The following is a 22,253-nucleotide window of genomic DNA, read 5'->3' as shown; positions in this document are numbered from 1 at the left end:
CGGCCATTGCGCCGGGGATTTGTTTTTCCCCCGCCCGCTCAATACCCAATATCGCCCAACCAGTTGGAATTACCGCCCATGCGTTTTGGCGCCCACAGTCTGGACCTATCCCGACCCTGTCTGATGGGGGTTCTCAATACCACGCCGGACTCTTTCTCTGATGGTGGAAGTTACTATCAGGCGGGCCACCTGTCTCTGGACCTGGCCCGGCGGCGGGCCCAGCAGATGCTGGATGAAGGCGCCGAGATCATCGACATAGGTGGGGAGTCGACCCGCCCAGGGTCAACGCCGGTGAGTGAACAGGAAGAGCTGGACCGGGTGATCCCGGTCGTGGAAGCGGTGGCCGGTGAACTGGGCGCCCTGGTGTCGGTCGATACCAGTAACCCAGCGGTCATTCGTGAATCGGCCCGAGCGGGTGCCGGGCTGATCAATGATGTGCGTGCATTGCAGCGCGAGGGTGCTCTGGCCGCCGCCGCCAACACCGGGCTACCGGTGTGCCTGATGCATATGCAGGGCACTCCCGAGACCATGCAGGAGCGCCCCCAATACCAGGACCCGGTGGAAGAGGTTAAAGACTTTCTCCTCCAGCGGGTGTCCGCCTGCAAGGCTGCCGGGATCGGCGCCGAGCGGATTCTGCTCGATCCTGGGTTTGGCTTTGGAAAAACCCTGGAGCACAACCTGGCCCTGCTGCGTCGCCTGGGTGAATTTGACGCCTTGGGGTACCCGGTGTTGGTGGGCATGTCCCGTAAGTCCATGCTGGGGCACCTCCTGGGGCGCGAGGTCGGTGAGCGCTTACCCGGCAGCCTGGCTTTGGCGATGGCCGCCGCTCAGCGCGGTGCCTGTATTATCCGGGTGCACGATGTGGCGCCCACTCATGATGTTTTGGCAGTCCTGGCGGCGCTTTCGACCGATGCGTCAGCCGCCGACTCGCCGTCTACCCATTAACCAGTAAAGCATTTGAGCGGGAGCAAGGATCCTATGGCGCGACAGTATTTTGGTACCGACGGTATTCGTGGGCAGGTCGGCGAGCCTCCCATCACGCCCGACTTCATGCTCAAACTGGGCTGGGCTGCCGGTCGGGTACTGGTGGACCGCTTCTCCGGCCCGAATATGATTCTGATTGGCAAGGACACCCGGATCTCGGGCTACATGTTTGAATCCGCCCTGCAGGCGGGGTTGATCAATGCCGGTGTGGATGTCGGCCTGCTCGGTCCCATGCCCACCCCGGGCATTGCCTACCTGACCCGGACCTTTCAGGCCCAGGCCGGCATCGTGATCAGTGCCTCCCACAACGCCTACACCGATAATGGCATCAAGTTCTTCAGTGGCAACGGCACCAAGCTGCCCGATGACGTTGAGCTGGCCATCGAAGAGCAACTGAACCAGCCCATGACCACCGCAGAGCGGTTGGGCAAGGCGCGCCGTATCGAGGATGCCTCGGGCCGCTACATCGAGTTCTGCAAGGGCACCATGCCCTGGGGTTTCAGTCTGCAGGGGCTGCAGATTGTGGTGGACTGCGCCAATGGCGCCACCTACCACATTGCGCCGAGCGTGTTCAGCGAGTTGGGGGCCAAGGTGATTCCGGTCGCCACGGACCCCAATGGCACCAACATCAATCGCGGTTGTGGCTCCACCAAAACCGATCTGTTGAAAGAGAAGGTCATGGAGCTGGGGGCGGACCTCGGCATTGCCTTCGACGGCGATGGCGACCGGGTAATGTTCGTGGACCACCGGGGCGAGATTGTCGATGGCGACGAGTTGCTCTATATCATCGCCGATTACCAGCACCGCTATAGTGGCGGCTGCGACGGCGTGGCCGGCACCCTGATGAGCAACTTCGGGCTTGAGCTGGGCTTGAAAAAAATTGGTGTGCCCTTCGAGCGAGCCAAGGTGGGGGACCGTTACGTGATCGAAAAGATGCGTCAGAACGGCTGGACGCTGGGCGGCGAATCCTCGGGGCATATCGTCTGCAGCAACGTCACCACGACCGGGGATGGGATCATTTCCGCCCTGCAAGTATTGTTAGCGCTCACTACCATGGGCGAATCATTGAATAAAATCAAAAAAGGCATGAATAAAATGCCTCAGACCATGATCAACGTGCACCGCTCCCGGCAGATCGATCTGGATCAGGACGCCACCATTAAGGCGGCGGTCGCCAGCGTCGAGGACAAGCTGGCCGGCACCGGCCGGGTGTTGCTGCGCCCCTCTGGTACCGAGCCGGTGGTACGGGTCATGGTAGAAGGGGAAGACAAAGTAAAGGTCAAGGAACTGTGCCAGGAACTGGCCACTACGGTAGAAAAGGCTCTCAACTAGAAGAGCCGCTACACTGAAAAAGAGAGCAACACGAGACCCATCAACCAACATGAGAGAAAAGCGGGGTCAGAGCGCGATTTGGGATTGTATGTTATGCCCAACTTCGCTAACATTGGCGCCCGCTTTAAGGGGGACCCCTTGAGCGAGAGACACAGCCGCCAACGCCTGGTCGTTGGCAACTGGAAAATGAACGGCAGTCTGGCCGAAAACGCCTCACTGCTGAATGGTATCACCGCCCATTGGCAAGGCGCGGAAGGTGTAGAAACGGCCCTGTGCCCACCTTACGTTTACCTGAGCCAAGCCGCCGAAGCGCTGTCCGGAGGCCCCATTAAACTGGGTGCGCAAACGGTAAGCGAGTACTCGAACGGCGCATACACCGGAGAAGTGTCCGGAGCGATGCTGGCTGACCTGGGATGCCGCTATGTGATCGTGGGTCACAATGAGCGGCGTCGAATGCAGGGTGAAACCAGCGACCGGGTCGCAGAGAAGTTTCACGCGGCTCAGCAAGCGGGCTTGACTCCCATTCTCTGTGTCGGTGAATCCGAGCAGGAACGGGACGCCGGTATGGCGCTGGAAACCATAGGCCACCAATTACTGGTCGTGGTCAAGCGCGTCGGACTTGAGGCGTTTGCGCGTGCGGTGGTGGCTTACGAGCCGGTATGGGCCGTAGGCACCGGGAAAACCGCCAGTCCCGAACAGGCGGAAGAAGTACACCGCTTTATTCGCGCCGAGTTGGGCGAACTGGGGGCCAGAACGCAGATTTTGTACGGAGGCAGCGTCAAGCCGGGTAATGCCGAACAACTGTTCGCACTGCCGGATATTGACGGAGCCTTGCTCGGAGGCGCTTCCCTGAACGCCGACGATTTTGTCGCCATTTGCAGAGCCGCCGCCTGAGGGCGGGGCTTTGAAGCAGCGTATCGAATACGCCACGTTTTAAAGAGTAGAGACGAAACACCATGGAAACACTCGTTCTCGTTGTACACATTCTGACCGCCCTGGCCATTATCGCTCTGATCCTGCTCCAGCAGGGCAAGGGCGCGGTTGCCGGCGCCTCTTTCGGCTCCGGCGCCTCCCAGACCGTGTTCGGCAGTCAGGGCAGCGGTGGATTTTTCACCCGCATGACCGGCATCTGCGCCGTCGTTTTCTTCGCCACCAGTTTTGGCCTGGCCATCATCGCCAAGAACAAAGCCGGCGTCGGTATCGACAGCGATATTCCGTCAGCGGTAGAACAGTCCGCCCCGGCCGCGCAAGACTCTGAAGTCCCGGCCGTGGAAGAAGAAAGCAGCGCGGACGAGGTTCCAGAAGTACCGGCTGAGTAATCAGCCGTTTAGAAAACAGTTAGTTTGACCCCTTATATGCCCAAGTGGTGGAAGGGGTAGACGACGCACAGGGATGTGCTAGTGTCGCGGTAGGCAGGAAGCCGGGAGCGACCACGCGTAGCGTGTCGGAAATCTGGCACGGACTAGGCAAAGAAAGATGCAATTAGTTTGACCCCTTATATGCCCAAGTGGTGGAATTGGTAGACACGCTATCTTGAGGGGGTAGTGGCGCAAGCCGTGCCGGTTCAAGTCCGGCCTTGGGCACCAAATAAAGGAAGGCTCTCCGCTGTGCGGAGGGCCTTTTTTTATGTCTGCCAGTCCGGACCAAGGTCCGGCGTGGGCTCGCCCTATGGTGCTTGGTTCGCGTAGGGTGGATAAGGCCGAAGGCCGCATCCACCGTTGCCATCTCCACCCTATCTCCCATGTCCTGACCAAACGACGTAAGTCCCAACGATCAGGTATAGTAATACCCAGTCCCGCCCCATCGACGGGATGCTATGGAAGGTTATAAAGGATAACGCTATGTCTGATTTCCTCTGGCCGGGATTGATCCTGGCCGCTGTCCTGATCTGGGCGGTGTGGTGTTTTAACCGCCTGGTGCGTCTGCGCAATCAGGTGCGAACCGCCTGGAGCGATATTGATGTGCAGCTGGCGCGCCGCCATGATCTTATTCCCCAATTGGTGCGCACCGTTCAGGCCTACACCGATCACGAACGGAGTCTCTTGACCGCCGTGACCGAGCTGCGAGCGCGGGCTGTCGAGAGCCAGCATCCAGGTCAGCTCGCCGCCCTTGAGAACGAGTTGGAGCAGTCGCTGTCTCGCCTTTTCATTCTCCAGGAAAGCTATCCGGACCTGAAAGCCGATGGCAACTTCAGTCAGTTGCAGCGCGACCTGGTGGAGACCGAGAATCTTCTGCAGTATGCACGGCGGTTTTACAACGGTGCGGTGCGTGCGCTCAATGATCGGGTGCTACAGTTTCCGGACCTTCTGATTGCGCGAGTAGCGGGCTTTTCAACGGCTGAGTTTTTCAGCGCAGCAGAGGATCAACGTGACGTGGTTTCGGTGAACAGGGAGGGAATGAAATGAAAGCGTTCTTGAATGGTCTGTTACTCGCTTTTTTCCTGGCGTTAGGCGTACTTCCGGCGTCAGCGCAGGAGCGGGTTCTGAATTTTCATTCAGACATCGTGGTCGAGGCCGACGGCACGCTTGATGTGACCGAGACCATCGAAGTGCGGGCCGAGGGCCGGAATATTCGCCGCGGCATCTATCGGGATTTTCCAACCCGCTATCGGGACCGTCGTGGTGACCGTGTCGTCGTCGGGTTTGAAGTGGTCAGTGTCACCCGCGATGGCAAACCCGAGCCCTGGTTTACCGAAGACCGGGCGAACGGCATTCGAATCAATACCGGCGACGACAGCTTCCTGCCGACGCCGCTCACCACCACCTACCGGATTCGTTATCGCACCAACCGGCAATTGGGGTTCTTCGAGCAGCACGACGAGCTTTACTGGAATGTGACCGGCACAGGATGGATGTTTGACATTGCGTCGGCCTCGGCTCGGGTGCACTTGCCCAAGCCGGTGCCGGCCAGTCAATTGCAGTTGGATGTTTATACCGGCCCGCAGGGCAGTCGGGCCCAGCTCGCCCAAGCCGAGGTGACTGAACCGGGCGTGGTGCGTTTTGCCACCACTCAGCCGCTGGGTGTGCGAGAGGGGCTGACCATTGTGGTGGGTTTTCCAAAAAATCTGGTGGAAGAACCCTCCGCGGGGCAAACGGTCATCTGGTTTCTGACCGACAACCGGGCGCAGTTGCTCCTGATCATCGGGCTGCTGGCGGTGTTCGGTTACTATTTTCATCACTGGCGCCGAGAGGGACGTGATCCTCAGACGGGTCCGGTGTTTGCGCGCTATTTTCCGCCCGAGGATTTCTCGCCCGGCGGTTTGCGTTACCTGGCCAAGGCGCGCTATGACGATCGATGTTTCGCGGCGGACTTGGTGCACTTGTCCGTGAAGGGCCTGGTTGCCATTCACCGTGACAAAAAGTGGCACTCAGACAACTGGCGGCTGCAAAAACTCAGTGACGCGAACGACGTGGAACTCGCCCCAGCCGAGCGCGCCCTGTTTTCCCGGTTGTTCGTGGACGCAGACGAATTGGCTCTTGAACAGGCGAATCACACCATTTTGGGTGAAGCGAAACGCCAACATCAGCGGGCGCTCAAGCAGCGCTTCAAGCCCCGCTATTTTGTCGACAACGTGGGGATTACCGTCAAAGGCGCGCTGGCTTCTGTGGCGTTGGGTGCGGTGGCGTTTTGGTTGGTGGGTAATCTGGCCTCTCTGACGTTCTGGGCGCTGCTGTCGGTGGTGATTCTTCTCAATGGCGTGTTCGCCAACCTGATGCGCCGCCCCACTCGGGAGGGGCGTAAGCTGCTGGACCACATCGAAGGCCTGAAGTTGTACCTGTCGGTGGCGTCCGGAGACGAAATCGCGGGCCTGGAGCACCGCAACGCGGATGAGCCGCCACTCAACGCCGAGCGTTACGAAAGCCTTCTGCCGTTTGCATTGGCCCTGGGGGTTGAAGAGGCCTGGACCGGTCAGTTCATCAAAGCGGTGGGTATGGAGGCCGCCACCAATGCGGCGCGCGCTATGCATTGGTATCACGGTCCGCTTGGCCGGGGTGGCTTGGCGAGTCTGGGCAGTGATCTGGGCAAGTCGCTCAGCTCACAGATTGCCTCCTCGTCGGTCGCACCCGGTACCAGTTCGGGTGGCGGGGGCGGCGGTTTCTCCGGTGGTGGCGGTGGCGGCGGAGGTGGCGGCGGCCGCTAGCCGTTAGCGCCCGAGACCGTTAAGATCAGGGTTTAGGTCTACCGGAGCCCCCATGAGTCTCAAGCAGATCGATCAGTTGCTGAATCCGCGCTCGGTGGCGGTCATCGGTGCGTCCAACAAGCCGAATCGTCCGGGCAATGCCGTGATGCGCAATCTGCTGCAAGGCAATTTTGCCGGGCCGATCATGCCGGTGACACCCAAGTACCAGGCGGTCAACGGGGTGTTGGCCTACGGCTCGATCGAGGCGCTGCCGGAGGTGCCGGATCTGGCGATCATCTGTACCCGGGCGGCGCGGGTACCGGTGTTGATCCAGCAATTGGGCAAGAAGGGCACGCGCAGCGTGATTGTGATTGCCGCCGGACTGGATGAGGTGCATACCGCCCAGGGCACCAGCCTGCAGGAGCAGATGCTGGCCATTGCCCGACACTGGGGAGTGCGGCTGCTGGGGCCCAATTGTCTGGGGTTGTTTGTACCCGCCATCGGGCTGAACGCCAGCTATGCCCACACTCATGCGCTGCCGGGCAAGGTGGCCTTTGTGTCCCAGTCCTCCGGGGTGTGCGTCACCATTCTCGATTGGGCGCGCCGGCGGCGCATCGGTTTCTCCCACTTTGTCGCTCTGGGCGATGGGGCGGACATCGACTTTGATGAGTTGATCGATTACCTCGGGCGCGACCCCAAGACCCGGGCCATTCTCCTGTATATCGATTCCATCCGCGATGGGCGGGCCTTTCTGTCGGCGGCCCGAGCTGCAGCTGCGGGTAAGCCGATTCTGCTGATCAAGGCCGGGAATGCCCGCGAGGTGTCGGATGCGGTCAGCCGGTTGCCGGCCGAACAGCGCGGTTCCGACCGGGTGTATGATGCGGCCTTCCGGCGTGCGGGGATGCTGCGGGTGCAGGACCTGAGGGACCTCTTTGCCGCGGTGGAAACCCTCGCTTATGGCCGGGAACTGACCAGTGAGCGGTTGGTGATTCTGGGCAACGGTAATGGTCCTGCCGCCATGGCGGCGGATGCGCTGATTGAGCGCGGTGGGCATCTGGTGACCTTCAGCGAGCAGACCGAGCAGGCGCTGGCCCGGTTGGTGCCTCGCGGTGGGCGTGCCCGCAACCCGGTCAACTTGCTGGGCGATGCCCCGCCGGAACTCTATCGGGAAGTGCTCTCGGTGATTCTGGCCAGCGGTGAGGCAGACAACATTCTGGTGATGCATGCGCCTTCGGCGCTGCACGTTGGTGAAGTCTATGCCGAGGCGGTGTTGCATGCCTATGAGGCACACGCCGGGCGCAAGCCCAACCTGCTGGTGAACTGGATGGGCGAGGAAGCGGCTTATCCGGCCCGGGAGCGGTTTGCCCAGGCGGGTATTGCCTCCTTTCGTACACCTGAAGGCGCCGTGGCGGCCTTTATGTACCGGGTTCAATACCGGCGCAACCAGAAACTGCTGTCGGAAACCCCGGACTCGGTCAGCGAGCTGATTCCCCACCACCCGGTATCGGTGCGCGCGCTCATCGAGCGGGCGCTGGCGTCACCGCGGTTCGAGCTGTCCGTTCCGGAGTCGGCCGAGATGATGGCGGCTTACGGTATTCGCACCCGGAATCCGGACGCTGAGGACAGCGCCCAAGAGGTGTATCAGGATGGCGTTGCGCTGCGCATTCAGGTGCGGGTCGACCCGGTATTCGGGCCGGTCATCGCCCTGGGAGAAGCGGGAGGCACTGCCGACTGGCTGTATAACGCCGTGGTGGCTCTGCCGCCTCTGAATATGGCCCTGGCCCGCTACCTGGTGATTCAGGCCCTGGCCGAGGGCAAGATCCGCGAGCGCCATCAACCGCTGGAGCGCCACTCGCTCTGCTTGCTGTTGAGTCAGGTCAGTCAGCTGGTGGTCGACAATCCCGAGCTGGTCAGCCTTGATCTGCAACCGGTGGTGATGCGGCAGGGCGTCTACACCGCGCTGGAGGTCTCGGCCCGTCTTGCCCCGGCCGAGCAGGCTCGTCCCATGGCCATCCGGCCTTATCCCAAAGAACTGGAGGCGCGAGTGACCCTGAAGGATGGTCGCTCGGTGTTGCTGCGCCCGATCCGGCCGGAAGATGAAGCCCGTCAACAGGCTTTCGATCATGCCCTGAGCCGGGAGGACCGTTACAACCGCTATTTTGGCGAGGTCTCCGAGTTTTCGCACGAGCAGATGGCCCGTGTGACCCAGATCGACTACGACCGGGAGATGGTGTTCATCGCCACCGAGCGCGACGAACGGGGTGAGGAGGTCACTCTGGGGATGGTCCAGGCCCAGATGGACCCGGACAACCACGAAGGCGAGTTCAGCATTGCCATTCGCAGTGATCTTAAGGGGCTCGGGCTGGGACGGTTGCTGCTGGGTAAAATGTTGGACCACTGCCGCGCTCAGGGCACCCGGCGCCTGATCGGGTGGACTCTGCCGCAAAACCGGGGCATGGCCAGCCTGGCGCGGAGCCTCGGTTTTCAGGTGAAGTATGATCCGGAGGAGGAAGTGGTCGATATGCAGATTGAGTTGAGGGCGCCCGACTGAGCTTCCTGGCGTTGGATCAACCCACAGGGCTCGCCTTCACTTCAGCACTATAATCAGAGAACCCATTAAGAGTTCATTGCCATTAAGGGAGATTACTATGAGTGAGCAGCACAGCCATCCGCATACTGTAAAGGACCCCGTTTGCGGCATGATCGTTGATCCGCACACCGCAAAGCACAGCAGTCAACAAGGGGGGAAAACCTGGTACTTCTGTTCGCCACGCTGTCAGTCCCGGTTTGACGAAAATCCAGAGCAATATCTTGGGGAGCCGCCACCGCAGGAGGAGTCAGTATCTCCGGGCACGATGTACACCTGTCCGATGCATCCGGAAATTCGCCAGCCGGGCCCGGGCGACTGTCCCATCTGCGGCATGGCGCTGGAACCCGAACAGGTGAGCCTGAATGAGGGGCCCTCTGAAGAGCTCAAGGACATGACCCGTCGGTTCTGGGTTGGCCTGGTGCTGGCCTTACCCGTGCTGGTGATCGAAATGGGGGGGCACCTGACCGGGTTGGATCATATCGTTCCGGCGCAGATGTCCAATTGGATTCAAGGGGTGCTGGCCACGCCTGTGGTGCTCTGGTGTGGCTGGCCCTTCTTTGTCCGGGGCTGGAAATCCGTCGTCAGCCGCAACCTGAACATGTTTACCCTGATCGCCATCGGCACCGGTGTGGCGTTGATTTACAGTCTGGTGGCTACGTTGGTACCTCAGGTGTTTCCGGAGGCTTTTCGCCAGGACGATGGGGCGGTTGCTGTTTATTTTGAGGCCGCGGCGGTCATCGTCGTGCTGGTCTTGCTCGGGCAGGTGCTCGAACTGCGTGCGAGGGAGAAAACCTCCGGAGCCATCAAGGCCCTGTTGGATCTGGCCCCGGCAACGGCACGAAAGCTGGACGATGATGGCAGCGAGGCGGATGTGCCGCTCGACCAGGTCAAGGTGGGCGATCGCCTGAGAGTGCGCCCGGGTGACAAGGTGCCGTTGGATGGCGAGGTGCTGGAGGGGCGCTCAAATGTGGATGAGTCCATGGTGACCGGCGAACCTCTGGCGGTCAGTAAAGAGGCGGGTGACCAGGTCATTGGCGGGAGCATCAATCAGCAGGGCAGCTTTATCATGAGAGCCGATAAAGTCGGCCGTGACACCATGCTGTCCCAGATTGTACAGATGGTCGCCAGCGCCCAGCGCAGCCGGGCTCCGATTCAGGGGCTGGCGGATAAAGTGTCCAGTTGGTTTGTGCCCGCCGTCATTGTGATCGCGCTCATTGCGTTCGTCGCATGGTCCCTTTTTGGTCCGTCGCCATCCATGGCGTACGGGCTGATCGCGGCCGTCAGCGTGTTGATCATTGCCTGTCCTTGTGCCTTGGGGTTGGCGACGCCCATGTCGATCATGGTGGGTGTCGGACGGGGCGCTCAAAGCGGAGTTTTGATCCGCGATGCGGAAGCCCTGGAGCGTATGGAAAAAGTCGATACGGTGGTGGTGGACAAAACCGGCACCTTGACAGAAGGCAAACCTCAGGTGACCCGGCTCGTTCCCGCCGAGGGGTTTACCGAGGAGGACCTGATGCGCGTCGCCGGCGGTCTGGAAAAAGGCAGTGAGCATCCATTGGCCCACGCCGTTCTCGATAAAGCCAACGACATGGGCCTGAAACTACCGGACGCTGACGATTTCCATTCTCCCAATGGCAAGGGGGTCACCGGCACTATTGAGGGTCAACGGGTATTGCTGGGTAATCGCCTGTTGATGGAATCGGAAACGGTCGATACCGCTGACTTTGATCAGGAGGCCGAACGGCTGCGCAAAGATGGGGCGACGGTGATCTTTGCCGCCGTTGATGGAAAAGTCTGTGGCTTACTGGCGATTGCCGATCCGATCAAGGAAACCACCGAAGCGGCCATCGCCGCGCTTCAGAAAGACGGCATCCGGGTCGTCATGCTGACTGGGGATAATCGCACCTCGGCTGAAGCCGTTGCTCGAAAGCTGCATATTGATGAGGTGGAGGCGGAGGTACTGCCCGAAGACAAGGGCAAGGTTGTGCAGCGCCTGAAAGACGAAGGTCGCGTGGTGGTGATGGCGGGCGATGGAGTGAATGATGCACCGGCCCTGGCAACGGCTGATGTCGGTGTGGCCATGGGCACAGGAACCGATGTCGCTATTGAAAGTGCCGGTATTACCTTGCTGCGGGGCGACCTTATGGGGATTGTAGAAGCCCATCGGCTGTCATTGGCGACCATGCGAAACATCCGGCAGAATCTGTTTTTTGCTTTTATCTACAACTCGGCCGGCGTACCCATCGCAGCGGGGGTTTTGTACCCGTTTGCGGGAATCCTGCTCTCGCCGATTTTTGCGGCGGCGGCTATGTCGCTGTCCTCGGTGAGTGTCATTGTCAACGCCCTGCGTTTAAGGGTGGTCAAGTTAAGGCGTGACCACTAAAAGATCGCGTGATCCATGCGTCAATGATCTTGACCAGGCGTTCGGACGGCGGAACATAGGCCTGCGCGATATAATCGCTTTCGAGAATCCGGGCGAAGGTGCTTTTGGTGAGTTTGCCGCCTTTGTAAACCCCCTTACTTCCGTGCCCGGCGACGGGCTTGAAAAACCATTGGCGCCGCGTTTGCCAAAGCTCCTCCTGCATTGGTGTTAATTTCGATCAGGCGCGGCCCGTCCAACCCCAGGTGAAAATCGTAGCCCATAAAGGCGCCTGTGGGCCCAGGGTCCAGTTGCGCCGTCTTCGGCGCCCAACTGCAGGGCGATGTCGCGGGCGACGGCTGGCCGATCAAGCGTAATGCAGGCACAGCACTGGTTAAGCGTCGCGGCTGCAGTCTGTCCCTGGGAGTCACGAAACAGTGTCATGGTCTGTCAATCAAGTCCGTTCGCACTTTGCTCGAATCGCTCCTATTCTAAATAGGATCATGACGTTACATATGTCCCCTTCCCCTGGACTTTTTCGATTCCATCTGATGATCTTTCATCTGGTCCATCATCATCTGCATCATATCCATGCGCTTGTTCATCATGGCGTTGCACTCCTCCATATTCTTCGATCCCTTGGACATGCCTTCCATACCTTCCATGTCTCCACGCATCATCTGCATTCCTGACTGCATGGCGTTCATATGCTCCTGCATCAGTTGCTGGCGCTTCTGAGGGTCTTGCTCTTGCTTGATTTGATTCATGAGCCTTTGCATTTCCTGCATGTGCTCATGCATGGCAGGCATTCCCTGACCCTGCATTTTCATAGGGTTGTCTGCTTGAGGAGCCTCTTGGGCGAAAACCGGTGCCGCAAGAATGGCCGCAATAGTGAGTGCCCGAGTAAAGTGTTTCATGATGTTCTCCTGATCTATTGAGCCAACGTTGTTGGGGTTGAGCTGAGATCACAGAATTTAAATGTACTTGCCGCCACTTGAAGTCAGCGTTTTTCAGCTTCCTTTCGGCCTTCTGCCAGGCCACGGCGATAGGCTTCATCGGCACCCTGTTGGTGCTGTTCGCCATGACCCTGCCCACCATGGCTTTTATGCATTAAAATATGCATGAGTGGGCACAGGAGGATGATCAGATAGGGTAGGTAGGGGAGGACATGGGGGCCGTGCTCCACAAATAGAAAGTAAAGCGCTGCGCCGACCAGTACGAGCGTTGCCAAGCCGTGAAGGCTGGTCCAGTATCCAGATTTGCCATTCATTGGGTTGCTCCATAGTGATGTTTCCGTTCCCAGTAGCCGTCTGGTCGCCAGGCAGCCGAAGAAACCCTTGTCCATTACTATAGATAAGGCTAGAGCGGTGAGTAACCTCCGACATTGATCTGCGTCAACTTGGCCGCTTATAAGTAAGGAGGGTATTGTTGCCTCTGTTCTTACAGGGCTGTGGGGCTGTATCCAAAGGGACCCCGGTTTAAAGCTTTGCCAGCGCCTTGATGTGGGCCACGGCGCTGCGCCCCAGGGCTGACAGCGCATAGCCCCCCTCCAGGGTCGAGACAATGCCCCGGCAGTGGTCGTTCGGATTATCAATCTCGTGACTATGGTCCACCAGAGTGCGTAGCTGTTCGCTCACCCACTGGTAATCCCGGTCAGTCAGGCTGATGGAGGACATATCGTCTTCCTCATGGGCGTCAAAACCGGCGGAGATCAGTAAGAGTTGTGGACGAAAACGCTTCAGCGCGGGCAGCCAACGCTCGGTGATGGCCGCCCGAAACTCCTCACTCCGGCAGGTGGCGGGCAGTGGCACATTGACGATGTGGTCGCGCTTCACGTCAATAGGTGTGCCCGGGTAGAAGGGGTGCTGAAAGCTGGAACAGAATAAGACCCGAGGCTCATCATAGAACATGGTCTGGGTGCCATTGCCGTGGTGGACATCGAAATCGGCGATGGCGATCCGTTGCATTCCGTGCTGCGCAAGCGCGTGGGCGGCGGCGATGGCAACATTGTTGTACAGGCAGAAGCCCATGGCCCGATCCGGCTCGGCGTGGTGGCCCGGCGGGCGCACGTTGCAGAAGACCGCATCGGTCTCTCCTGCCATCACCAGGTCCACACCATAAGCGGCGGCTCCGGCGGCGTGCCGGGCGGCCTCCAGGGTGTCGCGACTCAGGTAGACATCGGTGTCGAAGGGCAGAATCTGATCCTCTCCCAGGGTTCTGGCCGCCTCGGCCAGACGGTCCAGATATTCCGCCTCATGGACCCGCAGCAGTTGCTCCCGGGTGACCGCCGGCGCCTGCTTGTGCAGCAGCAGCCCGTCCAGGCCGCTGGTCAAGAGGCGATTGTTGATGGCATCCAGACGTTCCGGGCACTCCGGGTGGCCGTCGGGCATCCGGTGTCGATGGCAGCTCGGGTGGGAGAGGATGGTCGCCAGCATGGATTGCCTCCGGGTTGGGCACCCATGCGGTGCCGAAACGATGACCGCCGACCGCGCGAGCGATGCGGAAGTGAGCGATACGGTGCGGTCCAGCGGCTTTGATCCTAAAGCAGTTGATCTCGCTGAGTCCAGCCCGGCCTTGATCAAAGTCACAAAAGTTGAAATTGACGACATTGTGGGGGAGCATCTTGCGATGAAAACCGCTACCCTAGAGGTGTCAAGAAACTGCTTGTAAAGCAGTCAATAAAACGGCTATGGTTGTAATGACTATATGGGTCGAATCAAAATAACATGGAAAACTATTCGAATATGACGTCAAAAGCGCTGAAACTAACAAAAAGAAGCCTTTTCCGGGCAGAAGCTGTTCTGTTTCTGTTAGTAATATTCACAATTATTGCGATTGTCGCCGAACGCCCTCTCCTGCAAACCAGCATCACCCTGGATGCCAGCGACGGCTTTGTGGCGAAATACGATGACTCTGGTAATGGTGGTTTGTCCACCTCCGAGATTACCGATCCGAACGGTATGAGTTGGGTGTGTAATCTGGCTGAAAGCGACACCTACATGTATTGCGGCTTCGAGTTGGTACTTGATGAAGAGCGGGATAGCGGCTTGAACCTGAGCAACTTCGATCAGGTTCGCTTCTGGATGGATTACAAAGGCCCAACCCAGTCAATCCGGTTATATCTGAGGAACTACGATCCGCGTTACAGTAAACCGCACGTTAATGACAGTACAAAGTATAACCAGGTTGAGTTCAACGCTGACCTGGCCGAGGGTGGACAGTGGATCGAGCTTTCCATGTCGGACTTTTTTGTCGCCAACTGGTGGTTTCAGGCCAACCGTCTGCCGCCAAACCTGGCCCTGCCCCAGTTTGACAATATTGTCGTGATTGACGTCCAGACCGGTACCAGCGGTCGGGAAGGAAAGCACGAGTTTACGCTGTCTGAAATAGAGTTTACCGGCCAGGTGATCTCCAGCGAGCGCTGGTACCAGGTTATAGTTGGCACCTGGTTGGGGCTTGCGATGCTGTTTTTGATAGTGCGCACCTGGCGTCTCAAACAGGAGTTGAATCAGCGTCAAGCGCGTGAACGTGAGCTTATGCAGGTCAATCAACTGCTCGACAGTCGAAGCCGGACTCTGGAGGAGAAGTCAAAGACGGATCCCCTGACGGGTGCGTTTAACCGCAAGGGGATCGAAGATGCCATTGCGCTGGGCCTCATCGAGCGGCGCGAAGGAAAGCCATTGTCACTGTTAATGGTGGATGTGGATCATTTCAAAACCATTAACGATCATTACGGGCACGCGGTGGGCGATCAGGTGCTGACCGGGCTCTCTTCCCTGGTCAAACACAATATCCGCGGGACCGATCTATTTGCCCGCTGGGGCGGCGAGGAGTTTGTGTTGGTCTGTCGCGATACCGAGCTGCGTGAGGCCGCCGGGCTGGCAGAAAAACTGCGGGCCCTGTTGGCGGAGGAACAGTTCGAGCAGGTAGGGCGAATCACCGCCAGCTTCGGGGTCGCCACCTTACGTCAGGGCGAAACGCTGGATGAGATTTTCAATCGGGTGGATCAGGCGTTGTACAAAGCCAAAGAGTTTGGTCGCAACCGCGTGGAAGTATCCTGGTAGTTGGGTTACCACCAGGCTTTGCCCCACATCTCCGGGTTGGCCCAGAAGCGCGGATTGTTCCAATCCCGCTTGTGATTGTAGTTACTGATGTTGTAGGTGTAGAGCGTCTGGTTGTGCCCCTCTTCCTCGATACGGGCCTGGCGTCGGAAGCCCAGGCCGATGAAATCGGTGAGGCTCCAGCCGGCACCGTCAGTGACCAGAACGCCAATCTGCCGGGTGCCGTAGTTGCGCAACTGACCGATAAGGGTTTGGCCGGCCGGGTGGCTCAGATGTTCAAGGCTGTCGGTGACCAGGGCCAGGTCCTGAGTGCGGGGCAGGCTGAGGCCCTGTTCGGTATCGGCGGCATCCAGACAGGTCAGTTGACACTGGCCGTGGGTATCGCGCCAGCGTTGGGCAATGGCCTGGGCCTGCTCGCCAACGGCGACGATGGAGTCGGGCTCGCAGGCGTCAACGAGGGCGGCGATGGCTTGCGTGCTGGTCTTCATGGCGATGCGGCCTCGGTTCGTCAGTATTGCGTTGGATTACGCGCTGCGCGCTCCGATGCGTCGGACCGATCCGACCTACTGGAGCTCTTCCTGCAATTCTTCCATGAACAGCTCAATGCGTCGGGCGTTGGCGCCGACGTCGCTGCGGCCCAGGCGGGATTTGCTGCGGACGTCGACCCGGCTGCCGTTTTCATGGGGCTGAATACGGATTACCACGTCGTCTTTGAAGCCGAACCAGAGCGTGGTGTCGGTGGCTTCCACCCGGGCGCTGCCATCGTCGAGCTGTTCGGCGCCGGCCAGATCCCAGGCCTGACCTTCCACAACCGCTTGGGCCGCTTCGAACACGTCGGCCACGGGCCGCTCGACGATCAGGGGTTGCAGTTCAGGGTAGGCCTCACGTTGCTGCTTGGCCGTCTTCTCGCCAGCGTACTCCGCCGGGTTGGGGGCGTTTTCCCGCAAGGGCAGTATCGCCACAAACGCCGGCGGGTTGTCGAGGTCGGTGGTGATGTCGTGAATCGGGGGCACTGACTGGGCGGTCTGCCACTGGCTGAACGGCAGGTAAAAGCTGAACAGCCCCACCACGGCGGAAATCGCCAGAGCTGAGGTGAATCGTCCTTCGGGCTTCCGCCAGATCGCGTAGCCGATGATCAGCGGCACGCTGGCAATACCCACATAGGCACCCCAGCGCAGCAGGGTAAACGCCTGCCCGAGATCCAGCCAGCCATTGCGAAAGCTCGGGCCGGCGATGAATACCAGAAACAGCGCCGCAAAGCCGCTTGAGAGTGCCACGATACCGAGTAGTTTTTTCATAGAACCGCCCTGTTGTTGTAAGAGGTGTTGTCCGGATCAAAGACCACGTAAACTGTTCCGGTAAATACGGAGAGCCCCTATTTTCGATCACAAAGCGGATGGCGTCTATGGCTGTGTCCCCGGAACCCTCAGTACAGTTTAACCCCGAAGCCCGGATCAGAGTGGACCAGGTGGGTGCAGAGCGTCAACCCGTGGTCTGCATTGATGATTTTCTGTTGGGCGCCGGGGCGCTTCGCGAGGACGCGGTGGCGAAAAAGGGCTTCGACAACAACACCGGTTTTTACCCCGGCCTGCGCGCCGCGGCGCCAGGTAGCTACTATCAGGCATTGCAGAACAGCCTGCCGGGGCTGATTGAGCGCGTGTTCGGCATTCACTCCGGGCAGATTGCCAGTGTCGAGTGCTCCTACTCTCTGGTGACCACCCGGCCGGATGATCTGCACCCGGTGCAGCGTATCCCGCACTTTGATTCCAATCGGCCCACCGAGCTGGCCATGATTCATTTTCTGTGTGGCCCGGAACTGGGCGGTACGTCGTTTTACCGCCACCGCGATACCGGTTTTGAATATGTGGACGCGGGCCGTCGGGAGTCTTTTCTGGGGGCGCTGGAAGCGGATGCCAAAGCCGGGCGGCTGCCGCCACCGGGTTATATCAACGGCGATACCGATCAGTTCAAGCGCATTGCGTCTTATGAGGCGGCGTTCAACCGGCTACTGTTGTACCGGTGCACGAGTCTGCATTCGGGGAATATTGCGGCGGGGTTCGATTTTGACACCGACCCCGTGAAGGGCCGGTTGTCGATCAATACGTTTTTGTTGAATGGGTAACGGCGGATGCGCCTTCGGCTTATCCGCCCTACGGCCGAGCGCAGCGGTATAAATGCGCGTAGGGCGGATAAGCGCAGCGCATCCGCCGTCACCCAAGTCTGACGTTACAGCTCCAGGGTCACCAACGACTTCGCCGGCATCTCCACAATCAACTTGCCTTTCTCAACCCGGGCGCCGTCAAAGCTTACCGGTACCAGATTGTTCGGGTTGTCGAAGGTGTTGTGGGCGTTCATCGCCTCGGCGGTCAGAATCCGGCCGAACTTCACGGCACTCACGTCCATCCCTTTCAGATCGATCTCAACGGTGCGTGCCTCATTGGGATCAATGTTGGTCAGGCTGATGTGGGTGCGGCCGTCTTTGTCCCGCGACGCGGTGGCGCTCAGAGCCGGGAGGCTCTCACCCTCGTAACGGTACTTGCCTTTGTTCAGCTTGATCGGCAGAGCCACCGCATCCCGATGTACCTTGTACATGTCGAACACATGGTAGGTCGGGGTCAGCAGCATTTTCTCACCATCGGTCAGAATCATCGCCTGAAGGACATTCACGGTCTGGGCGATGTTGGCCATCTTCACCCGGTCCAGGTGCTGGTGGAAAATGTCCAGTGTCACCGAGGCGGTCAGCGCGTCGCGCAGGGTGTTCTGCTGGTACAGGAAACCCGGGATGGAGCCTTCTTCCTGCTCGTGCCAGGTACCCCATTCGCCCACGATCAGCCACACACGCTTCTCGGGGTCGTGCTTGTCCATCATCTTCTTGTGACCGGTGATGATCTCGTCCATTTCGATGGCGCGGTCCATCAGCTCGAACCAGTCGCTTTCATCAAAGTTGACGGCCTCACCTTTTTTGGTGGTCCACGAACCCTGGATGGTGTAGTGGTGCAGGTCGAGCCCGTCGATCATGTCACCGGCGCGCTCCATGACCACATCCGTCCAGTTGTAGTCGGCCCCGGCGGCGCCAGCGGCGATGCGGAAGGGCTTTACGTTTTCATAGGGGTGCAGGAAGGTGGCAAAGCGCCGGTAGAGGTCGGCGTAATACTCGGGGCGCATGTTGCCGCCGCAACCCCAGCTTTCATTGCCCACGCCCCAGTACTCGACGTTCCAGGGTTCGGCGCGGCCATTCTCGGCGCGCAGCTTGGACATGGGGCTTTCGCCCGGGTGGTTGACGTACTGCCACCAGTTGGCCATGTCTTCCACTGTGCCGCTACCGACGTTGCCCACCACAATGGGGTCGGTTTCCAGCTCGGCCACCAGGTCCATGAACTCGTGGGTGCCCACGGAGTTGTCTTCGGTCACACCACCCCAGAGGTTGTTCACCACTGAGGGACGCTGCTCTTTCGGGCCGATGCCGTCCTCCCAGAAGTAGTAGTCGGCGAAGCAGCCGCCGGGCCAGCGCAGGTTGGGGATACCCAGGTCTTTCAGGGCATCGATCACATCATCGCGGATGATGTAGTCGCCGTTTTCATCCTGCTTCCAGAGACCATCGTAGATGCCCCGGCCCAGGTGTTCGGCGAAGTGACCGTAGATGTGTTTGCTGATGATGCCCGCGCTTTCGTCGGTATCGACAGACATTTTATGGGTGCTGACGGCGACCGCTGGCATGGCCAGGGTGGCGGACAGCAGGAAAGAGCTCAGGAGTTTCATAGGCTATCCCTTGGGCTATTGGTTATGGTCAGAGGGTTATAGTCAATCTATAATAAAGTATCATACGACAAAAGGCCTTGGCGAGTCTTTACGGTCCTTTACACCCGGAGTCGCCCCCGGAATTCCGGGGCGTCGGGTTTTGTGTTTTACTGAATCTGTATCTGGTGGCCGATGCACTCCAGTGGCTCGACATGACCGCCGGGAATGAGCTTGTAGAAGTGGGTCGATGCGTCCTGGGCCCGGTGTTGCTTCAGGGCGAGGGACAGACAGTAATCATCGTCCAGTTCATAGTGGTGGAACTGCCAGTCATGAGGGTCATCTTTCAGACTGTCGTCAAATTCCGCTGTAATCAGGCCGTTGTTGTCGATGTGAAAGCGGGCCTTGTCCAGACCGTGGGCGATGCCCAGCCCCCGGGCTTTCAGGTACGCCTCCTTGAGGGTCCAGAGCCGAAAGAAGTGCTCGCTTTGCCGGGGTTCGGGGAGGTTGGCCAGTTCCTCGGCCTCGGGTGCGGAAAAGAACCGCTCAGCCAGCTCGGTCAGGGGCTTTTGATGGTGCCGCAGCTGCAGGTCCACACCAATCAGGTTGTCGACCGTGATGCCGATGGCCAGCCAGTCGCCGCTGTGGCTGAGGTTGAAGCTCAGCTCGGACATGGGCGAGTCGTCGCTCAGTCGGGGCTTGCCACGCTCACTACGCTCGAATTGCCAGCGTTTGGGTGGAATGCTGTCGGAGTATTGGGAAAGACTGCTGCGCAGCCCCGCACGGGTAATCAGTTGCTCGTCACGAAGCTCGGGGCGGGAATAGTGTTTCAGGCCATCGAGCTCGTCCTCACTCAACCATTGCTCAAAGGTGTCTCGCTGGTCATCCAGGTGAACGCTGCGTTGATCAATGAGCCAAAGGTGAACAATGTTGTGGGGCTGCAGAATCATAGACTCAATCCGTGGGTGGGTTACCTGTTAACGTTATAGGAGCCTAACACGGCAATAGCAACCGTTACCGGGGATTGAGCGTAATCCCTCGGGTAAAAATACCCAGTAATACCCCGAATCATCCATTTTGGAGGAAAGCATGATCAAATCTCGCGCTGCCGTGGCCTGGGGCCCCGGCAAACCCCTGACGATTGAAGAAGTCGATGTGATGCCGCCCAAGGCCGGCGAAGTTCTGGTGCGGGTGGTCGCCTCCGGGGTGTGCCACACCGATGCGTTTACCCTCTCCGGGGAAGATCCAGAGGGCAACTGGCCGGCCATCCTGGGCCACGAGGGCGGCGGCATTGTGGAGCAGGTCGGTGAGGGCGTGACCGGCATCGCGGTGGGCGATCATGTCATCCCGCTCTACACCCCGGAGTGCGGCGAGTGCAAATTCTGCAAATCCGGAAAAACCAACCTGTGCGGCAAAATCCGGGCAACCCAGGGCAAAGGGGTCATGCCCGATGGCACCTCCCGGTTCTACAAAGACGGCCAGCCGATCCATCATTATATGGGGTGCTCCACCTTTTCCGAATACACTGTGTTGCCGGAAATTTCCCTGGCCAAGGTCAACAAGGAAGCCCCTCTGGAAGAGGTGTGTCTGCTCGGCTGCGGTGTGACTACCGGTATGGGCGCGGTGCTCAATACCGCCAAGGTGGAACCGGGCTCGACGGTGGCGATTTTTGGCCTCGGCGGCATTGGCCTGTCGGCCATCATCGGCTCGACCATGGCCAAGGCCGGGCGGATCATCGCCATCGATATCAACGAGCGGAAGTTCGAGCTGGCGAAAAAACTCGGTGCCACGGACTGTATCAACCCGAAAGATTACGATAAGCCCATTCAGGAAGTGATTATTGATCTGACCGACGGCGGTGTGGACTACTCGTTCGAGTGCATCGGCAATGTGAACGTCATGCGCTCGGCGCTGGAGTGCTGCCACAAGGGCTGGGGTGAGTCGGTGATTATCGGTGTTGCCGGTGCCGGCCAGGAGATCAGTACTCGACCGTTCCAGTTGGTCACCGGCCGGGTATGGCGCGGCTCCGCCTTTGGTGGTGTCAAGGGGCGCAGCGAGTTGCCGGGCATTGTCGAGCAGTACATGCGCGGCGATTTCAAGCTGGATGACTTCATTACCCACACCATGCCGCTGGAAAAAATCAACGACGCCTTTGATCTGATGCACAAGGGCGAAAGCATCCGCAGCGTCATTCACTTTTAAGGAGCTTGATATGACATTGGAGCGGCTCAGTAGCAACAAGAGTTTCGGCGGTTGGAACCAGCAGTACAGCCACGCCTCCGAGGTACTCAACTGCACTATGCGCTTTGCGATCTTTCTGCCGCCCCAGGCCGAGGAGCGCAAAGTGCCGGTGGTGTACTGGCTGTCGGGTTTGACCTGTACCGATGAAAACTTTATGCACAAAGCCGGCGCCCAGCGGGTCGCGGCCGAGCTGGGGGTGGCGATCGTCGCCCCCGACACCAGCCCTCGTGGCGAGGCGGTGCCGGACGACCCCGAGGGCAGTTACGACTTCGGGTTGGGCGCGGGCTTTTATGTCAACGCCACCCAGGCACCCTGGAAAACGCACTATCAGATGTACGACTACGTGGTGCACGAGTTGCCGCAGCTGATCGAGCGTGAGTTTCCGGTCACGGACCAACGCGCTATCAGCGGTCACTCCATGGGTGGCCACGGCGCGCTGGTGGTGGGGCTGCGCAACCCCGAGCGGTATAGCTCCATCTCCGCCTTTGCCCCGATCAGCAATCCGATCAATTGTCCCTGGGGACAGAAGGCCCTCGGTCGGTATCTAGGCGACGACGAGTCGACCTGGCGTGAATACGATGCCAGCGAGCTGCTCAAAGCCAAAGGCTGCGCGCTTCCCCTGTTGGTGGACCAGGGGGATGCGGACAACTTTCTGCAGGAGCAGCTAAAGCCTGAGGCGCTGGAAATTGCTGCTGAAGGGGCGGGCGCTCCGCTTACGATGCGGATGCAGCCGGGCTACGATCATAGCTACTTCTTTATCGCCAGCTTTATTGAAGATCACCTGCGCTTTCATGCACAGCTGTTTGATTAAGGTGCCAGGCCCTTGGGTGA

General features: G+C 59.4%; 21 protein-coding genes and 1 tRNA gene. 14 read left to right on the top strand and 8 right to left on the bottom strand.

Features of this window, described 5'->3' with window-relative positions; all coding sequences use genetic code 11:
* The first annotated feature begins 78 nt into the window (after positions 1 to 78).
* The 9 genes from folP (at position 79) to EDC38_RS12905 (ending at position 11,409) form a co-directional block, all read left to right on the top strand.
* Positions 79 to 945, top strand: a complete 867-nt coding sequence (gene folP / locus EDC38_RS12945; protein ID WP_123639009.1) for a dihydropteroate synthase — start codon at positions 79 to 81, stop codon at positions 943 to 945.
* A 33-nt stretch (positions 946 to 978) separates the two neighbouring features.
* Complete coding sequence (gene glmM / locus EDC38_RS12940; RefSeq protein ID WP_123639008.1) at positions 979 to 2,316, top strand: phosphoglucosamine mutase; 1,338 nt, start codon at positions 979 to 981, stop codon at positions 2,314 to 2,316.
* A gap of 93 nt (positions 2,317 to 2,409) precedes the next feature.
* Positions 2,410 to 3,210, top strand: a complete 801-nt coding sequence (gene tpiA, locus EDC38_RS12935; RefSeq protein ID WP_123639007.1) for a triose-phosphate isomerase — start codon at positions 2,410 to 2,412, stop codon at positions 3,208 to 3,210.
* A 62-nt stretch (positions 3,211 to 3,272) separates the two neighbouring features.
* Entirely contained in the window at positions 3,273 to 3,635 is a 363-nt protein-coding gene (gene secG / locus EDC38_RS12930; RefSeq protein ID WP_123639006.1) for a preprotein translocase subunit SecG, read from the top strand.
* 182 nt (positions 3,636 to 3,817) lie between these two features.
* Positions 3,818 to 3,902: transfer RNA gene (locus tag EDC38_RS12925), tRNA-Leu, on the top strand.
* A gap of 255 nt (positions 3,903 to 4,157) precedes the next feature.
* Complete coding sequence (locus EDC38_RS12920; protein WP_123639005.1) at positions 4,158 to 4,721, top strand: LemA family protein; 564 nt, start codon at positions 4,158 to 4,160, stop codon at positions 4,719 to 4,721.
* Complete coding sequence (locus EDC38_RS12915) at positions 4,718 to 6,457, top strand: DUF2207 domain-containing protein (RefSeq protein WP_123639004.1); 1,740 nt, start codon at positions 4,718 to 4,720, stop codon at positions 6,455 to 6,457. The genes EDC38_RS12920 and EDC38_RS12915 overlap by 4 nt, the downstream gene beginning before the upstream one ends.
* 52 nt (positions 6,458 to 6,509) lie before the next feature.
* A complete protein-coding gene (locus EDC38_RS12910) occupies positions 6,510 to 8,987 on the top strand; it encodes a bifunctional acetate--CoA ligase family protein/GNAT family N-acetyltransferase (protein WP_123639003.1) in 2,478 nt (825 codons plus the stop codon).
* A 97-nt stretch (positions 8,988 to 9,084) separates the two neighbouring features.
* On the top strand, positions 9,085 to 11,409 hold the full coding sequence (locus tag EDC38_RS12905; RefSeq protein ID WP_123639002.1) for a heavy metal translocating P-type ATPase: 2,325 nt from the start codon (positions 9,085 to 9,087) through the stop codon (positions 11,407 to 11,409).
* Here EDC38_RS12905 and EDC38_RS12900 read toward each other — a convergent pair.
* The 4 genes from EDC38_RS12900 to EDC38_RS12880 all read right to left on the bottom strand — a co-directional run bounded on the left by EDC38_RS12900 (position 11,387) and on the right by EDC38_RS12880 (position 13,820).
* On the bottom strand, positions 11,387 to 11,611 hold the full coding sequence (locus EDC38_RS12900; RefSeq protein ID WP_123639001.1) for a hypothetical protein: 225 nt from the start codon (positions 11,609 to 11,611) through the stop codon (positions 11,387 to 11,389). The genes EDC38_RS12905 and EDC38_RS12900 overlap by 23 nt on opposite strands.
* Positions 11,612 to 11,894: 283 nt before the next feature.
* Entirely contained in the window at positions 11,895 to 12,302 is a 408-nt protein-coding gene (locus tag EDC38_RS12890) for a hypothetical protein (RefSeq protein WP_123638999.1), read from the bottom strand.
* Between the two features lie 83 nt (positions 12,303 to 12,385).
* Complete coding sequence (locus EDC38_RS12885; protein WP_123638998.1) at positions 12,386 to 12,655, bottom strand: DUF2933 domain-containing protein; 270 nt, start codon at positions 12,653 to 12,655, stop codon at positions 12,386 to 12,388.
* A gap of 208 nt (positions 12,656 to 12,863) precedes the next feature.
* Positions 12,864 to 13,820, bottom strand: coding sequence for a histone deacetylase family protein (locus tag EDC38_RS12880; protein ID WP_123638997.1), 957 nt, complete (start codon positions 13,818 to 13,820; stop codon positions 12,864 to 12,866).
* Positions 13,821 to 13,860: 40 nt separating this feature from the next.
* Between EDC38_RS12880 and EDC38_RS12875 the strand changes: the two genes are divergently transcribed.
* Together EDC38_RS12875 and EDC38_RS12870 are read left to right on the top strand one after the other, a co-directional pair.
* Positions 13,861 to 14,055: a hypothetical protein gene (locus EDC38_RS12875; RefSeq protein WP_123638996.1), complete on the top strand. Its 195-nt coding sequence runs from the start codon at positions 13,861 to 13,863 to the stop codon at positions 14,053 to 14,055.
* Positions 14,056 to 14,279: 224 nt separating this feature from the next.
* On the top strand, positions 14,280 to 15,449 hold the full coding sequence (locus tag EDC38_RS12870) for a GGDEF domain-containing protein (protein WP_170162927.1): 1,170 nt from the start codon (positions 14,280 to 14,282) through the stop codon (positions 15,447 to 15,449).
* A gap of 5 nt (positions 15,450 to 15,454) precedes the next feature.
* On the opposite strand, the gene EDC38_RS12865 is transcribed toward EDC38_RS12870, so the two are convergent.
* Positions 15,455 to 15,934 (bottom strand): DUF6231 family protein, encoded by a 480-nt coding sequence (locus EDC38_RS12865; protein ID WP_123638994.1) that lies wholly within the window; start codon positions 15,932 to 15,934, stop codon positions 15,455 to 15,457.
* 75 nt (positions 15,935 to 16,009) lie between these two features.
* Complete coding sequence (locus EDC38_RS12860; RefSeq protein WP_123638993.1) at positions 16,010 to 16,744, bottom strand: DUF1499 domain-containing protein; 735 nt, start codon at positions 16,742 to 16,744, stop codon at positions 16,010 to 16,012.
* A gap of 107 nt (positions 16,745 to 16,851) precedes the next feature.
* Here EDC38_RS12860 and EDC38_RS12855 point away from each other — a divergent pair, with 107 nt between their 5' ends.
* Positions 16,852 to 17,568, top strand: a complete 717-nt coding sequence (locus EDC38_RS12855) for a DUF6445 family protein (protein ID WP_123638992.1) — start codon at positions 16,852 to 16,854, stop codon at positions 17,566 to 17,568.
* 104 nt (positions 17,569 to 17,672) lie between these two features.
* On the opposite strand, the gene EDC38_RS12850 is transcribed toward EDC38_RS12855, so the two are convergent.
* Positions 17,673 to 19,205, bottom strand: coding sequence for an alpha-N-arabinofuranosidase (locus tag EDC38_RS12850; RefSeq protein ID WP_123638991.1), 1,533 nt, complete (start codon positions 19,203 to 19,205; stop codon positions 17,673 to 17,675).
* 146 nt (positions 19,206 to 19,351) lie between these two features.
* Entirely contained in the window at positions 19,352 to 20,131 is a 780-nt protein-coding gene (locus EDC38_RS12845; protein ID WP_123638990.1) for a 4'-phosphopantetheinyl transferase family protein, read from the bottom strand.
* A 139-nt stretch (positions 20,132 to 20,270) separates the two neighbouring features.
* Between EDC38_RS12845 and EDC38_RS12840 the strand changes: the two genes are divergently transcribed.
* Together EDC38_RS12840 and fghA are read left to right on the top strand one after the other, a co-directional pair.
* Positions 20,271 to 21,383, top strand: coding sequence for an S-(hydroxymethyl)glutathione dehydrogenase/class III alcohol dehydrogenase (locus tag EDC38_RS12840; protein ID WP_123638989.1), 1,113 nt, complete (start codon positions 20,271 to 20,273; stop codon positions 21,381 to 21,383).
* Positions 21,384 to 21,393: 10 nt separating this feature from the next.
* Positions 21,394 to 22,233, top strand: a complete 840-nt coding sequence (fghA, locus tag EDC38_RS12835; protein ID WP_123638988.1) for an S-formylglutathione hydrolase — start codon at positions 21,394 to 21,396, stop codon at positions 22,231 to 22,233.
* Positions 22,234 to 22,253: the final 20 nt, after the last annotated feature.

It is taken from the genome of Marinimicrobium koreense (assembly GCF_003762925.1).
GTDB classification, from domain to species: Bacteria; Pseudomonadota; Gammaproteobacteria; order Pseudomonadales; family Cellvibrionaceae; genus Marinimicrobium; species Marinimicrobium koreense.
The sequence above is the reverse complement of the archived record's forward strand: the minus strand, read 5'-3'. Positions and strand labels throughout refer to the sequence as shown.